The sequence below is a fragment of the Corynebacterium variabile genome, assembly GCF_006539825.1.
Lineage (GTDB): Bacteria > Actinomycetota > Actinomycetes > Mycobacteriales > Mycobacteriaceae > Corynebacterium > Corynebacterium variabile.
The window spans coordinates 1-13,964 of record NZ_BJNT01000022.1; the positions used below are offsets into that span (position 1 = coordinate 1).

General features: G+C 67.9%; 13 protein-coding genes. 8 read left to right on the top strand and 5 right to left on the bottom strand.

Annotation, left to right across the window (positions count from 1 at the left end; all coding sequences use genetic code 11):
• Positions 1 to 486: 486 nt before the first annotated feature.
• A complete protein-coding gene (gad, locus tag CVA01_RS12555) occupies positions 487 to 1,881 on the bottom strand; it encodes a glutamate decarboxylase (RefSeq protein ID WP_141331181.1) in 1,395 nt (464 codons plus the stop codon).
• Between the two features lie 146 nt (positions 1,882 to 2,027).
• Between gad and CVA01_RS12560 the strand changes: the two genes are divergently transcribed.
• The 4 genes from CVA01_RS12560 to CVA01_RS12575 all read left to right on the top strand — a co-directional run bounded on the left by CVA01_RS12560 (position 2,028) and on the right by CVA01_RS12575 (position 5,137).
• Positions 2,028 to 2,540 (top strand): glutathione peroxidase, encoded by a 513-nt coding sequence (locus CVA01_RS12560; RefSeq protein WP_141331183.1) that lies wholly within the window; start codon positions 2,028 to 2,030, stop codon positions 2,538 to 2,540.
• 193 nt (positions 2,541 to 2,733) lie between these two features.
• Positions 2,734 to 3,594 (top strand): hypothetical protein, encoded by an 861-nt coding sequence (locus CVA01_RS12565; protein WP_141331185.1) that lies wholly within the window; start codon positions 2,734 to 2,736, stop codon positions 3,592 to 3,594.
• Between the two features lie 65 nt (positions 3,595 to 3,659).
• The gene (locus CVA01_RS12570; protein WP_141331187.1) at positions 3,660 to 4,280 is read left to right on the top strand and encodes a TetR/AcrR family transcriptional regulator; all 621 of its coding nucleotides are present in this window, start codon (positions 3,660 to 3,662) and stop codon (positions 4,278 to 4,280) included.
• A complete protein-coding gene (locus tag CVA01_RS12575; RefSeq protein ID WP_141331189.1) occupies positions 4,277 to 5,137 on the top strand; it encodes an alpha/beta hydrolase family protein in 861 nt (286 codons plus the stop codon). The genes CVA01_RS12570 and CVA01_RS12575 overlap by 4 nt, the downstream gene beginning before the upstream one ends.
• 94 nt (positions 5,138 to 5,231) lie before the next feature.
• On the opposite strand, the gene CVA01_RS12580 is transcribed toward CVA01_RS12575, so the two are convergent.
• Complete coding sequence (locus CVA01_RS12580; RefSeq protein WP_141331191.1) at positions 5,232 to 6,752, bottom strand: class I adenylate-forming enzyme family protein; 1,521 nt, start codon at positions 6,750 to 6,752, stop codon at positions 5,232 to 5,234.
• Positions 6,753 to 6,851: 99 nt separating this feature from the next.
• Here CVA01_RS12580 and CVA01_RS12585 point away from each other — a divergent pair, with 99 nt between their 5' ends.
• The 3 genes from CVA01_RS12585 to CVA01_RS12595 all read left to right on the top strand — a co-directional run bounded on the left by CVA01_RS12585 (position 6,852) and on the right by CVA01_RS12595 (position 9,994).
• Positions 6,852 to 7,454 (top strand): TetR/AcrR family transcriptional regulator, encoded by a 603-nt coding sequence (locus tag CVA01_RS12585; RefSeq protein WP_141331193.1) that lies wholly within the window; start codon positions 6,852 to 6,854, stop codon positions 7,452 to 7,454.
• Positions 7,451 to 9,097, top strand: coding sequence for an acyl-CoA dehydrogenase family protein (locus CVA01_RS12590; RefSeq protein WP_141331195.1), 1,647 nt, complete (start codon positions 7,451 to 7,453; stop codon positions 9,095 to 9,097). The genes CVA01_RS12585 and CVA01_RS12590 overlap by 4 nt, the downstream gene beginning before the upstream one ends.
• Before the next feature lie 66 nt (positions 9,098 to 9,163).
• Positions 9,164 to 9,994 (top strand): TetR/AcrR family transcriptional regulator, encoded by an 831-nt coding sequence (locus CVA01_RS12595; RefSeq protein ID WP_141331197.1) that lies wholly within the window; start codon positions 9,164 to 9,166, stop codon positions 9,992 to 9,994.
• Positions 9,995 to 10,022: 28 nt separating this feature from the next.
• On the opposite strand, the gene CVA01_RS12600 is transcribed toward CVA01_RS12595, so the two are convergent.
• The 3 genes from CVA01_RS12600 to trxA form a co-directional block, all read right to left on the bottom strand.
• A complete protein-coding gene (locus tag CVA01_RS12600) occupies positions 10,023 to 11,564 on the bottom strand; it encodes an MDR family MFS transporter (RefSeq protein ID WP_141331200.1) in 1,542 nt (513 codons plus the stop codon).
• Positions 11,565 to 11,841: 277 nt separating this feature from the next.
• On the bottom strand, positions 11,842 to 12,726 hold the full coding sequence (locus tag CVA01_RS12605; RefSeq protein WP_073883857.1) for a PspA/IM30 family protein: 885 nt from the start codon (positions 12,724 to 12,726) through the stop codon (positions 11,842 to 11,844).
• A 119-nt stretch (positions 12,727 to 12,845) separates the two neighbouring features.
• Positions 12,846 to 13,217, bottom strand: coding sequence for a thioredoxin (gene trxA / locus CVA01_RS12610; RefSeq protein WP_014011454.1), 372 nt, complete (start codon positions 13,215 to 13,217; stop codon positions 12,846 to 12,848).
• Between the two features lie 153 nt (positions 13,218 to 13,370).
• Here trxA and CVA01_RS12615 point away from each other — a divergent pair, with 153 nt between their 5' ends.
• On the top strand, positions 13,371 to 13,865 hold the full coding sequence (locus CVA01_RS12615; protein ID WP_014011455.1) for a hotdog fold domain-containing protein: 495 nt from the start codon (positions 13,371 to 13,373) through the stop codon (positions 13,863 to 13,865).
• The last annotated feature ends 99 nt before the right edge of the window (positions 13,866 to 13,964 follow it).

Below are 13,964 nucleotides of genomic sequence, written 5' to 3' on the forward strand. Positions count from 1 at the left end.
TCCCCACGGTCCCTATGGTCTACGACGACGGCTGAGCTGGTCGACTCGTCGCTGACAATCCCCTGTCCACAGGGACCGACAAAGAACACCACTCAAAGAGACTTGACCAGGACGGACAGTCCTCCCCACTGCGTGGGGGTTGAGCCTTTCATGGCCGAGCCCGATTCGGCCCTAGACCGTCCTCCCCACTGCGGGGGGTTGAGCCACGTACCCCGACGGGACCGCCAAGATCACCCGGTCCTCCCCACTGCGTGGGGGTTGAGCCATCACCAAGAATCGCTTTCTCCGACGCACCCGATCCCCGGCGCTTTCCTCTTCCGAATGCAGCTTCCACTCCCTGGCTCCACCGCGGTCGCCGGCCTCACTATCCGGGATCAGGCCCTGAGAATCAGGGCTTCCCTGGACAAACTCGGTGTCGTCGTCACTATCGAGTAGCTCGGCTCTGTGCCGGCCACTGCCTGCTGCTCTGTCTCACCCCCAACCACCTCAGTGATGAAACCCCCTCCCCTGCCCACAGTCAGCCGAGGACGGCAGTGGCGCGGCCAGCCCGTCGAGGTAATGGACGCAGGTGCGCAGGTCCCGGACGAACAGCGTCGCCAGGTCGTGGCTCATCCCGTTGCGCACGACGATGCGCTGCACCGTCACATCACTGAGGTCGTCCGGCATGGGGTACGCCGGCACCTGCCAGCCGTGCATCCGCAGCCGGTCGGACAGATCGTAGAGCGTCCACTTCCTCTCCCGGCGCGCGCCACCCGACGCGTCCTCCACCGCCAGCCGCCACGCAAACACCGGGATGTCGAGGTCCTCACTCCACAGCTCGAAGTCCGGCATCTTCCCGATCTCGCCGGCGAGGTACCGCGCCACCTCCATCGTGGTGCCCTGCACCCGCCGGTAGCCGTCCATTCCCAGCTGCAGGAACAGGTAGTACTGCAGCAGCACCTGAGCGCCCGGCCGGGAGAAGTTCAGGGCCAGCGTCGGCATGTCCCCGCCGAGGTAGCTGACGCGGAAGACCAGGTCCTCCGGCAGATCCTCCTGCGTGCGCCACACGATCCAACCCAGCCCCGGGTAGACCAGCCCGTACTTGTGCCCGGATGTGTTGATCGAGGCCACCCGCGGCAGCCGGAAGTCCCATTCCAGGTCCGGCTGCAGGAACGGGGCGATCATCCCGCCGGACGCGGCGTCCACGTGGATCCGGATGTCCAGGCCACGTCGGTCCTCGATGTCGTCGAGCGCGGCGGCGATCGCGGCCACCGGCTCATACATGCCGGTGTAGGTCACGCCCAGGATCGCGACCACGCCGATGGTGTTCTCGTCGACGTAGCTGTCCAGGTCATGACCGTCGAGGACGCGGTGCTCCTCACTGACCGGCACGTAGCGGGGCTCGACGTCGAAGTAGTTGCAGAACTTCTCCCAGCACACCTGCACCGCCGAGGACAGCACGATATTCGGCCGCTCGGTAGATTCCCCCGCCGCGCGACGCCGGTGCTGCCACCGCCGCTTCAGCGCCAGGCCACCGAACATGCACGCCTCCGAGGACCCGACGGTGGAGGTGCCCATAGTGTGGTCAGGATCGGGCGCGTTCCACAGCCGGGCGATCATCCGCCAGCAGCGGTCCTCGATCTCCGCGGTGGCGGGGTACTCGTCCTTGTCGATCATGTTCTTGTCGAAGGCCTCGCTGTACAGCCGGTTCGCGTGGTCGTCCATCCACGTGCCGACGAAGGTGGCGAGGTTCATCCGGGCGTTGCCGTCGAGCATCGCCTCATCATGGATGAGCTGGTAGGCGGTCTCCGGCAGACTGCCGGCCTCCGGGATGCGGTGACGCGGGAAACTGGTCGCCTCGTCGGTGCGGGCGAACAGCGGGTTGAGTTCGAGGTCGCTCATCGGTGGTCTCCGTTCGCGTGCGGTCCCGTCACGCCCTGCGGATCAGGACGCCGTGCCGGCCGGGACGCGGTGCCGCCGAGCGTACGCGCGAGAGGTGACGGCGATACCCCCTGAACTCTGCGCCCACCGGGACTACCCTCGCGCCCATGACCGACAACACCTCAGACACCACCGACATCAAGTCCATCCCCGCCACGTCCCTCACCGGCGACCCGCTCGACCTCCACGATTTCAACGGCCCGCTGCTCATCGTCAACGTCGCCTCCAAGTGCGGCCTGACCCCGCAGTACACCGCCCTCGAGCAGCTCCAGAAGACCTACAGCACCACCGACGGCACCGGCCTCACCGTCGTCGGCGTCCCCTGCAACCAGTTCGCCGGTCAGGAGCCCGGCAGCGCCGAGGAGATCCAGACCTTCTGCTCCACCACGTACGGCGTCACCTTCCCCCTGCTCGCCAAGACCGACGTCAACGGCGATGACCGCGACCCGCTCTACCAGGCCCTCACCACCACGAAGGACGCCGAGGGCGAGGCGGGCGACATCCAGTGGAACTTCGAGAAGTTCCTCGTCTCCGCCGACGGACGCGTCCTCAACCGTTTCCGCCCGCAGACCACCCCGGACGACCCGGCGGTCATCGACGCCATCGAAGCGGCACTGTAGGGAGTCTCCGCCGGAATCACCCCGCCAGAAACACCCCGCCAGAAATACCCCGCCGGACACTCGCCGCCAACCGCACTCTGCGCGGCCTCGGAAAGGTCCAGCTGCAGGCCGTGAAAGACGCGATCAGCCGGTAACTACCCCCGCACACCACTAAAATCATACTTTGATGGCACCGGTTACTTATGGCGTCTCAGTGACTGCCCGCAAGAAGCAGAACGGCTGGGATCTCGCACTCAACAACGGGGACGTTCTCTTCGTCCCTGTCCTCGACGACGCCGTAACAAGGGTCCGCACCCACCTCAACCTGCACCAACCCACCATCGACCACCACAGGGTCACGGTCACCCTGACGGTCGAACCGGACCCCTCCCCCACGCCGGAGCCGGTTGCTGAGCCCACCGTCGCCCCCTCCCGGCACAGCGAGACCTTCCACACTCCCCGGCCGGAACCGACACCGGATCCCGAGCCTGCATGGGTCCCCGACCCGCAGCCGGTCTGGACGCCACGGGCCGAATCTCCCCCGGAGTACACCCCCTCTCCGCCTCCCGATCCAACCCCGGCCCCCACCCCCGAAATGGTCGAGGACATCGACGGCATGTCCCTCACCCTCCGTTTCCTCGCCGCCCGTGGCGCCTCGACCGACTTCGCCGGTGCGGCGTCCCAGGTCCTCCACTGGGTCGATGACCTGCCCGAACTCTACCGCCGACAGTGCCTCTCCGATCTCTGGGTCGCACTCAAGGTGGCCAACGAGGACTTCCGCTACGGCCCCCTGGAGGACGCCGTCTCCCGCTGGCGTCCCGGCGCCGCACCGGCCCCGACCACGGCACCGGCACCGGCACCGGAGCCCACCTACACCGCCCCGGACCCCGAGCCGATCGATCTGCTCCCCCGGGTCAGCCCGCCGCCGGAGGCGCCACCGATGTCCTCCCCGGGCTACCTCAGCGGTTTCCCCGAGCACTCCTACGCTCCGCCCGAGCGTCCCACCTGGGCTGCCCGCCCGTCCCGCCCGGCGCGTGCCACGCAACAGCACGAGAGCGGGCGCCACCGCCTGTAGCTGCGTCCTCCCCTGTCCCTGCCGGTTCTCCTGCGCCACCGCACGGACCACGCTAGATTTCTTGTATGGCCTACAACAACGGTGAGGCCCGCACCGCACTGCTGGCCGCTGCCGTCACCTTCTTCCGCGACCGGGGCTACGACAACGTCTCCGTCGCGGAGATCGCCCGGGCCGCCGGTGCCTACCCGAACCAGGTGACCTACCACTTCGGCGGCAAGGAACCCCTGTTCATCCACGCGGCCTCCCACGCAGTCCTGCGCACCGCCCGCCTCGCCGAGCAACGCACGCGCGGCTCCGCCACCCCGGAGGCCCACGCCCGCGGCCTGGTCACCTACCTGCTCGGCCCGGGCGCGAAGACACTGACCATGTACGCCGAAGCCATGCTCGCCGCCCGGCGCGTCCCCGCACTGCAGCAGATCATCGTCACCACCCACGCCGCCCTGTACGACGCCGGCGAACGCGCGATGGCGGACACCTTCACCCGCACCGGTTGGACAGTCCGGGCCTCGCCAGGTGAGATCACCCGCGGCTTCTGGGCCGCCGTCCTCGGCCTCGCCCTGGAGAAGGCGGCCCTCGGGGCGTCCTTCAACGAGGCCGACGCGGACGCCGTCACCCTCATGCTTGTCCGGCTGAACACCGGCGACCTCACCCCTACCGACACCCCTACCGACCAGGAGCACCCATGACCAGTACAGACACCGTGACCCTCACCGCCGGCAACGGCGAGCCGATCGCCGTCACACGATTCGCCCCGGACGGGCAGCCCCGGGGAGCCGCCCTCATCTCCCCGGCGATGGCGACGAAGGCGAGCTACTACACGGCCGTCGCCACCTGGCTCGCTGACCGGGACATCGTGGCCTACACCTTCGACTACCAGGGCTACGGCGCCTCGGCCCGCACCCCGCTCAAGGACGTCACAGCCGACATCCTCACCTGGGCCGCGGACGCCGCCACCGTCGTCGACCATGTCCACGAGGATCTGGCGGAGCACTTCGGTGGCGTCCCGCTGACCTGGATCGGTCACAGCCTCGGCTGCCAGCTCCTCCCCTTCACCGACCACTCGAAGATCACCCGCGCCGTCATCAGCTGCGGCGGAACCGGCTGGTGGAAGAACGCGGACTACCCGGACAAGGCCATCGCCCCGCTGCTGTGGTGGGCACTCGCCCCGGCGCTGGTCAAGGTGTTCGGGTACTACCCCGGCAAGAGGATCAGACTGCTCCGGGACATCCCCGGCCCCGTCATGACGCAGTGGGCACGCTGGTGCCGGAACCCGGACTACCTGTTAGGCGTCCTCCCGGAGCACCGCACGACCTGCGCCGCGGTGACCATGCCCGTCACCGCCCTGACCTTCACCGATGACGCCACGATGTCGGCGAAGGCCAGCGCGCACCTGGAGAGCTTCTACACCGGGGCCGAGCTCACCCCGAAGCGCTACGCACCGTCGGAGGTCGGCCGGGAGAAGATCGGACACATGGGCCTCTACCGCCGCGGTAACGAGAACCTGTGGGAGAAGCTGCTGCTCCCCGAGGTCGCGACGGTGTAGCTTCTCCGCATGATGTCGGCAGCACGCAGTCTGAGGTCGTTGGCAGGGTGCTGAAAACAACCTCACGCTGCGTAATGCCGACATCGGCGAAGATCTACGCATTCACCTCAGCCCGGATGACATGCTTGAGCAGCTTGCCCGAGGGGTTACGCGGCAGGCCACGGGCCACGACGACTTCACGGGGGATCTTGTACTTCGCCAGCTTCCCGGCGAGGTGCGCCCGCACCTCGTCCACGCTGAGCAGCTGCCCTTCATCGGTGACGACCACGGCGACCACCGTCTCACCCCACTCCGGGTGGACGCGTCCGACCACGGCGACATCACGGACCTCCGGTATGTCCCGGATCGCCTCCTCTACTTCGGTGGAGTACACGTTCTCCCCGCCGGTGATGATGACGTCCTTCTTGCGGTCGGCGATGTAGATGTAGCCCTCGGCGTCCACCCGTCCGACGTCCCCGGTGCGGTACCAGCCGTCGATGAAGGCCTCCGCCGTGACCGAAGGGTCGGAGAGGTAGACGCTCATCATCGAGTCACACCGCATCCAGATCTCCCCCTCGCCGTCTGCGGTGACCTCGGCACCGTCGTCGGCGACGACCTTGAGGTCCACACCGAGCATCCCGCGGCCGATGGATCCGGCCTTGCGAACCTGGTCGGCGGGCTTCAGCAGCGATCCCGCCGGCCCGGTCTCGGTCATGCCGTAGACCTGGTAGAAGTTCTCCGTGCCGTAGGCGTCGATGAGCATCCGCGCCATCTCCTCGCCCAGCGGTGCGGCCCCGTAGATGAGCATCCGCATCGCCGACAGGTCGTAGGACGCCGGCTGCCGCGCACCCTGTTCCGCCCCCGCCTTCGCCAGCTGCACCGGGGCGATGAAGGCGACCGGTGCGCCGAAGACCGAGGTGATCCGCCGTTCCTCCAGCACGGACAGGAACTGCGCGGGGTCGTACTCGCGCATGAGCACCACGGTCCCGCCGATGAAGACGGTGGTCAGCACCCAGTTGTTCAACGGGGAGGCGTGCCACACGGGCATGCACACGAGCATCCGCTCATCGGCGGCGAAGGGCATGTTGGAGACCATGTTCGGTGCGATCGCGCTGACCGCCCGGTGGGTCAGGACGCATCCCTTGGGTGACCCGGTGGAACCGGAGGTGTAGAGCACCTGGGCGTAGTCGGTCTCGTCGACGAGACCGCCGGTGTACGGCTCAGCAGCAGAGACGGCGTCCTCGAAGGTGCCCGGCTCCCAGCCCGTGGTGAGCCACCCGATGCCCGGCGCGCCCTGCGCCGCAGTTTCCGCCAACCGGTCACTGACCACGCCGGCGACGGCACGGGAGTGCGTCGCAATCTGCTCGATCTCCGGCGGCGTCATCTTGTGGTTCACCGGGACGAGGACAGCCCCGCAGCGCCAGATGCCGTACATGGCGACGAGGAATCCGGGGTCGTTGAGCGTCATCACCATGACCCGGTCCCCGGGCAGGACGCCGCGCCCTGCGAACACCGAGGCAGCGCGGTCGGCGGCGTCCCGCAGTTCCCGGTAGGTCATGGATTCCCCACCCCACTCGACGGCGGTGTGGTCGGGGTTGCGTCGCACGCTGGCGTCGAGGACGTCGATGAGATTCATGGTGCAGCTCTCTTTCGTTCGGTAATGTAACCTGAACCACAGTGAACCACAGTTCACACTTTTGTGGAAGATGACGGACGACGACAACCGGAGGACGCCGTGCCCTACCGCCCCACCGAGAACACGCGGGCCCGCGCCGAGAGACGCCGTGCCGACATCCTCGATGCCGCCACGGTCCTCGTCGCCACCGGCGGTTTCGGCGCCGCCACCGTCCGCGCGATCGCGGACACCTCCGGCATCGCCACCGGGACCGTCTACCGCTACTTCGGCAACCGCGAGGAACTCCTCGCCGAGATCTTCCGCGAACTGGCCGACCGTGAGTACCGCGCCGTCGAGCACGCCGTACAGTCCGCCGACGCGCGGGTCAGCGACCGGATAACCGCCCTGCTCACGACCTTCTCCCGGCGCGCCCTGACCGGCCCCCGCACCGCCGAGGCCCTGCTCTTCGAGCCGGTGAACGCCCTGGTCGAAGGCGAACGGCTCATCTTCCGCCGCCGCTACCACGAGCTTCTCGTAGGCGTCATCGCCGCCGGGATCTCGGCCGGGGAAATCCCCGCACAGGACGCCGCCACCTCCGCACGCGCCGTCATCGGCGCCAATGCCGAGGCACTGATGGGCAGGCTCAGCAGCCGCCCCGACACCCCCGAGGAACTCATCAGTTCCGTGACCACCTTCTGTCTACGAGCCCTGGGAGCATCATGACCACGCACACCGTCTTCAACCAGTCCGCCCCGCGCGTCGACATCAACGAGTTCACCTGCGACCCCGCCCTCGTCGAGGCGGTCGACACCTTCGCCCCGGACGCCGACACCTACCGTCTCGGCCTCATCGGCGCGGAGGTCGGGACGGCGTCCTACCAGCATGACGCGGACCTGGCGAACCGCATCACGCCGGTGCACACCTCCCACGACCGGTGGGGCAACCGGGTCGACGAGGTGGAGTTCCACCCGTCCTACCACCGCATCATGGGGTTCTCGGTGAACCAGGGGCTGCACACCTCCGCCTGGGCACATCCGGGTCCCGGCGCGAATGTGGAGCGTGCCGCCGGGTTCATGCTGGTCAGCCAGGTCGAGGCCGGCCACGGGTGCCCGGTGTCGATGACCCATGCGGTGGTCCCCGCCCTGCGGAAGTCGCCGGAGATCGCGGAGTTCTGGGAGCCGAAGCTGCTGTCCACCTCCTACGACCCCGAACTGCGCGACCCGGCGACGAAGTCCTCCGCGATCTTCGGCATGGCCATGACGGAGAAGCAGGGCGGCTCGGATGTGCGGGCGAACACCACCCGCGCAACACCCAATGCCGACGGGACATGGTCCCTGACCGGCCACAAGTGGTTCTGCTCCGCCCCGCAGTCGGACGCCTTCCTCGTCCTCGCCCGGACCGGGGACGCCAGCGGCTCCGGTAACGCTGACCAGGCACTGTCCTGCTTCCTCGTGCCCCGGATCCTGCCCGGCGGCGGGCGCAACGCCTTCTTCATCCAGCGCCTCAAGGACAAGCTCGGCAACCGGTCGAACTCCTCCTCCGAGATCGAGCTCGACGGCACCGTCGGGTGGCTTGTCGGCGAGGAAGGACGCGGCGTCCCCACGATCATCGAGATGGTCAACCGCACCCGCCTGGACTGCATCTTCGGCTCGGCGGCGGGGATGCGCCAGGGTGTGGCGGAGGCGGCGTGGCACGCCCGGCACCGGGCGGCGTTCGGGGCCACGCTCATCGACCAGCCGGCGATGGCGAATGTCATCGCCGACCTGCAGGTGGAGAGTGAGGCCGCGACCTGGACCGCGATGCGTCTGGCCGCCGCCCACGACGACGACAGCCTCGAGGACTTCCGACGCCTCGCCACGGCGGTCGCGAAGTACTGGGTGTGCAAGCGGGGCACCCACCACGCCTATGAATCGCTGGAGTGCCTCGGCGGCAACGGCTACACGGAGCTCTTCCCCCTGGCGCGGCGACTGCGCGAGGCCCCCGTGAACGCGGTGTGGGAGGGCTCAGGCAATGTCATCGCCCTGGATGTGCTGCGGGCGCTGGCCCGTCAGCCGGAGGCCGGCGAGGCCTTCGTCGCGGAGATATCCCGGTCAGTCGGCGTCGACGAGCGGTACGACGCCCAGTTCAACCGCATGACCACGCTCCTGAAGGACGCCGCCTCCTCGCCGGCCGAGGCACCCGTTCTCGCCCGACGACTCATCGAGTCCCTCGCACTGACGTTGCAGGCCCAGACCCTGCTGACCCACGCCCCTGCCCCGGTGGCCTCGGCCTTCCTCGCCGGACGCGTGGACCCGATGACCCGCGGCATGGAGTACGGGACACTGCCGTCCGGGGTGGACCTGACCGCCCTGGTCGACCGGGCGTAGACCGAGCAGGAAAAAGTTTCGGAAGAAGTACGTGGTTTTGGCTACCCTTCCCCGAACAAACCTGCAGTGTGCGCTACAACACAGTCTGAGGGGCCGCCCCGACGGACTGTCACCGGAGACCACACACCCCACCACGGAAGGTTCGCCCATCATGACCGCTTCGCTCACCGACACCACCGTCGGCAACTCGCTGGCCCCGGCCAATTCCCGAGCGATCCCGCCCCCTTCACCACGACCCGCCCGGCAGTCTCCCTGCCCGCGTCCCGGACCGCACGACGTTCCTCCCGGGCCCACCACCCGAACCGTGATTCTCGTACCGACATCCTCGACGCGGCGTCCTCCCTCATCGCCGACGGCGGATTCGTCGCCGCGACAACGCGCGATATCGCCGAGCTCACCGGCATGGCGTCGGGTGCCGTGGAACGGCAGTTCGGCAGCTATGATGACCTGCTCGCCGCGGTATTCCAACGGCTCGCCGCCACGGAACTCGCCGCCGTGGACCACGCCTCACGCACCCACGGCTCCACCGCCACCGGGCGGCTCACCGCGCTGGTCGGCGCCTTCGCCACCCGTGCCCTGCACGGTCGGCACACCGCCGAAGCGCTGCTGTTCGAGCCGGTCGGCGCGCGGGTGAACCAGGAGCGGTTGACCTGCCGGCGTCAGTACCACGCCCTGATTGTCGGCATCATCGCCGACGGTGTCGGCTCCGGTGAACTCCCCACCCGGAACCCCACAACCTCGGCGCGGGCCGTCACCGGCACCGTCGTCGAGTCCCTCCTCGGGCATCTCTCCCCCACGGTCCCCGTCTCCGGCGACGGCCGGGACGGGAAAGACGCCACCCCCCTGATCGACGAGGTCACGGAACTGGTCCTGCGCCTCGTCGGAGCGCGCTGCTGATCAGCGCACGCCGATGTCAACGCTGCTGTCAGGCGTTTGCCTCGACGTCGGAGTCTTCGCGGATGACCTCGACCGGGCCACGCTTGACGTCGACCTTCAGCACGAGGGTCATGATGAACACGACCACGGCGATGCAGACACCCATCCAGAAGGACATGGTCACACCGTCGATCATCGGGCCCATCGGAGCCGGGACCATCTGACCGTCAACCTCGACCGGGATGATCGGCTCGACCGAATTGGAGTGGGACTCACCGATACCCATGACCGCCACGAACAGGGCGGTGCCGGCGGCACCGGCCAGCTGCTGCAGGGTGTTGAGGATCGAGGAACCGTGCGCTGAGAGGTGGGTCGGCACGGCGGCCAGGGCATTCGCCATCAGCGGGGTCATCAGGCAGGCCAGGCCGATGTTCAGCACGACCGCGCAGCCGATGAGGAACCAGACGTTCTTGTCCTCGTCGAGCCGGGTCATGAGGAACATCGCGATGATCATCATCACGGCACCGGGGATGATCAGCGGGCGGGTGCCCTTGGCGTCGAAGATACGGCCGGCGACGGGCCCGAGCACACCCATGATGATGCCGCCGGGCAGGGTGACGAGGCCGGTCTGCAGGGCGGAGAGTCCCAGGACGGTCTGCGCGAAGATCGGCATGAGGATGATGAAGCCGAACAGGGTGCAGAAGCTGATGAGCAGCATCGCCAGGGAGAGCACGTACTCGCGGATCTTCAGCGGGGCGGTGTTCATCAGCGGGGTGACATGCTCGCCGCGGGCCTCGGCGTCGATGAGGGAGCTCTGGCGGCGGAAGAAGACAGTCAGAACGACGATACCGATGACCAGGAAGATCACGGACTGGGTCGGGAAGCCGTCGGCCAGGTCGGAGAGCTTGGACAGGCCGTAGACCGTGGCGGCGAAGCCGATCGCGGAGAGGAACGCGGAGAACACGTCGAACGGGGGCTTCGAGGTCGGCTGGAAGCTGCGCATCTGCATGCCACCGATGACGAGGGCGATGACGCCGAGGACGATCATCGTGCCGAAGATCCAGCGCCAGGACGCGATCTCGAGGACGACACCGGCGTAGGTCGGGCCGATAGCCGGGCCGACGGCCATGACGATGCCGACGAGGCCCATCATCGCGCCACGACGCTCGGCCGGGACGAGGACCATGATGGTGGTCATCAGCATCGGCATGATCAGTGCGGTACCGGCGGCCTGCACGACGCGGGCGACGAGCAGCACCCAGAATGCGGGCGCGAAGGTCGCGATGACGCTGCCGACCGCGAAGAGCGCGACGGCGATGATGTACAGCGCACGGCCGGGGATCCTGGCCATGAGGTAGCCGGTCATCGGGATGACGACGGCCATGGTCAGCATGAAGGCGGTGGTCAGCCACTGTGCGGTGTCTGCGCCGACGCTGAACTCGATCATGAGATCGGGCAGGGCGTTCGAGAGCGTCGTCTCGTTGAGGATCATCACGAAGGCGGCCATGACGAGGATGCCGATGAGGAGGCCGGGGCGGGCCGGCTGCTCCGCGGCCGTTACCGCCGCGGTGGGGTTCTGGGGTTCAGACATGGTCTGGGAGGGTCACGCTTTCCTTGCTCGGTCTGGGGCCGTGAACTGCGGCTCTTCAGTGTGGACAGGTCGGGAGGTCGTCACCGGTGACTGTCTTCAGTGCCCGCTCCGGACCGGACGGAGGGGCAGCGACGAGGTAACAGCATACACCCGTTTTCACCGGATGCAAACTTGCACGAGAAATGCAAAGACAGACAAAAGCACAGGTAAACGCTGGTTTACCTGTGCTCGTCCGGGTGATGTCGGCCACCCGGCGGCCGTGTCGGAGGGGTCTGTCTCAGGAGCGGCCGAAGGGGTTCTCCGGGGAGGACGCCGCGGCGTCCTCAGGTGTCCCGGTGGCCTCGGCGGCATCCGCGTCCGCCTCGGCGGCCCCGTCCCCTGCCTCGATCGCGGCGTCCCCACCCGACGCGGACTCCACAGCCGGCTGAGCGGCACCGCCGGCGCCGCCCATGGACGCGCGGATCTGCTCGAGCCTGCTGGCCGCGGCCATGTCACGACCGGCCTGCCCGATCTCCGCCATCCGACCGGCGACACTGCTCTCGGTGAGCTCCTGGGCACCGAGGGCGTTGGCGTAGCGGGCCTCGATCTTCGCGCGCACCCCGTCAAGAGTCGGCACGGAATCATCGGCCTGGATGCCCTGCATGGACTCCATCGCCTGGTTGGAGGCCTCCTGCATCTTCGCCTGGTCGACCTGCGCGCGCAGCTGGTCGATCTGGGAGAGCTGCTCCTCCAGCTTCGCGGCAGACTGAGCCTGCTGCTGCTGTGCCTGCTCAGCAGCCTGGCTGGCCTGCGCGTGAAGCTGCTTGGTCTGCTCGATCTGCTGCTCGACGGTGACCAGCTGGGTGGCGAAGATCTCCGCGGTGGACGCCAGGTCGTTGGCCTTCACCTGATCCCCCGAGGCGGTGGCGGCGTCCGCCTGCTGGATGGCGGTGCGCGTGTTGGCCTCCAGCGACTCACGGTCCTTCGCGAGACGGTTGAGCTGCATCTCGAGCTGGTTCCGGTTACCGATGACCTTCGCGGCGGACTCTGTGATCTGCCGGTGCTGCTTCTTCGCGGCCTCGGTCGCCTGCTGGATCTGGACTTTCGGATCGGCGTTCTCGTCGATCTTCATGTCCAGAGACTGCATGAGGTACTTCCAGCCCTTGGAAAAAGGATTCGCCATGGTGACTCCCGGTGGTCGATGGTGAGGTCAGTGCTGTCCAGCATAAACACTTCCTGCACCTCGCGTCAGCGACGTTCAGCGGCAGTCACCGGGACCGGCCGGTCATCCCGGCCGGGAGATCAGCCCTCCTGGGACTGCTGCTCGGCGACCTTCTGGCGGACCTCGTCCATGTCCAGGCCTTCGACCTGCGTGATCAGGTCCTTGAGCGCCTTGGGCGGCAGAGCGCCGGCATCGCGGTAGACGAGGATGCCGTCACGGAAGGCCATGAGGGTCGGGATGGACTGGATCTGCAGACCGGCGGCGAGCTCCTGGTTGGCCTCGGTGTCGATCTTGCCGAACACGTGGTCCGGGTACTCCTCGGAGACCTGCTCGTAGACCGGGCTGAAGCGCTTGCAGGGGCCACACCACTCGGCCCAGAAGTCGAGGAGGACAATGCCCTCCTTGTCGATGGTGTCCTTGAAATTGTCGTTGGTGATCGTCTGGGTGCTCATGTCTGGTCCTTTCGGGAGAAGCTGTTCAGGTCGTGCAACGCGCGGGTCCGGCGCCCTATTCCGCAGGCGGGGTACGGGTACTCCCGCCCACCGTACCGGCACTTTCCACCGAACGTCGGCGGAGTACGGCCCCACCCACTAGGCTGACCGCACATGAGCGACTCCACACCTCCCCTGCTGAAACTCTGGAAGAAGTTCAACGGCTCCGCCCCGCAGCGCGGCCTGTTCTCCCTGGGTTACGCCCTCAAGGCCCCTTACTTCCGCACCGTCGCCCCGCGTGTCCGCGAGGTCGAGCCCGGCCGCGCCGTACTCCGCCTCGGGAAGTGGTGGGGCGTGCAGAACCACATCGGCACCTTCCACGTCATCGCCGCCCTCAACGGCGCCGAGGCCGCGATGGGCCTGGTCTGCGAGGCGACCGTGCCGACGACCCACCGCTGGATCCCCCGCGGTATGCGCGCCGACTACCCGGCGAAGTCCACCGGCGGCCTGACCATCACCGCGACCCTCGACGACGTCGACTTCTCCGCCATCACCCGCGAGTCCGGCGGTGAACTGCACACCATCAGGTTCCAGATGCTCGACGACGCCGGCGTGGAGCCGGTCACCGCCGAGATCGACGTGTGGATCACCGCGAAGAAGCCCCGCTGACGGCAGCCCCGGCTGCGCCCACCCCCGTCCGGGACCGACCCCGCGGCGTCCCCCGGTCCGGCACGTACTCTCGGCGGTGATCGACCACACCACTTCACC

Coding starts and splice junctions, on each gene's coding strand:
- gad (WP_141331181.1), bottom strand. CDS start 1,881: ATGAGCGACCTCGAACTCAACCCGCTGTTCGCCCGCACCGACGAGGCG.
- CVA01_RS12560 (WP_141331183.1), top strand. CDS start 2,028: ATGACCGACAACACCTCAGACACCACCGACATCAAGTCCATCCCCGCC.
- CVA01_RS12570 (WP_141331187.1), top strand. CDS start 3,660: ATGGCCTACAACAACGGTGAGGCCCGCACCGCACTGCTGGCCGCTGCC.
- CVA01_RS12575 (WP_141331189.1), top strand. CDS start 4,277: ATGACCAGTACAGACACCGTGACCCTCACCGCCGGCAACGGCGAGCCG.
- CVA01_RS12580 (WP_141331191.1), bottom strand. CDS start 6,752: ATGAATCTCATCGACGTCCTCGACGCCAGCGTGCGACGCAACCCCGAC.
- CVA01_RS12590 (WP_141331195.1), top strand. CDS start 7,451: ATGACCACGCACACCGTCTTCAACCAGTCCGCCCCGCGCGTCGACATC.
- CVA01_RS12600 (WP_141331200.1), bottom strand. CDS start 11,564: ATGTCTGAACCCCAGAACCCCACCGCGGCGGTAACGGCCGCGGAGCAG.
- CVA01_RS12605 (WP_073883857.1), bottom strand. CDS start 12,726: ATGGCGAATCCTTTTTCCAAGGGCTGGAAGTACCTCATGCAGTCTCTG.
- trxA (WP_014011454.1), bottom strand. CDS start 13,217: ATGAGCACCCAGACGATCACCAACGACAATTTCAAGGACACCATCGAC.
- CVA01_RS12615 (WP_014011455.1), top strand. CDS start 13,371: ATGAGCGACTCCACACCTCCCCTGCTGAAACTCTGGAAGAAGTTCAAC.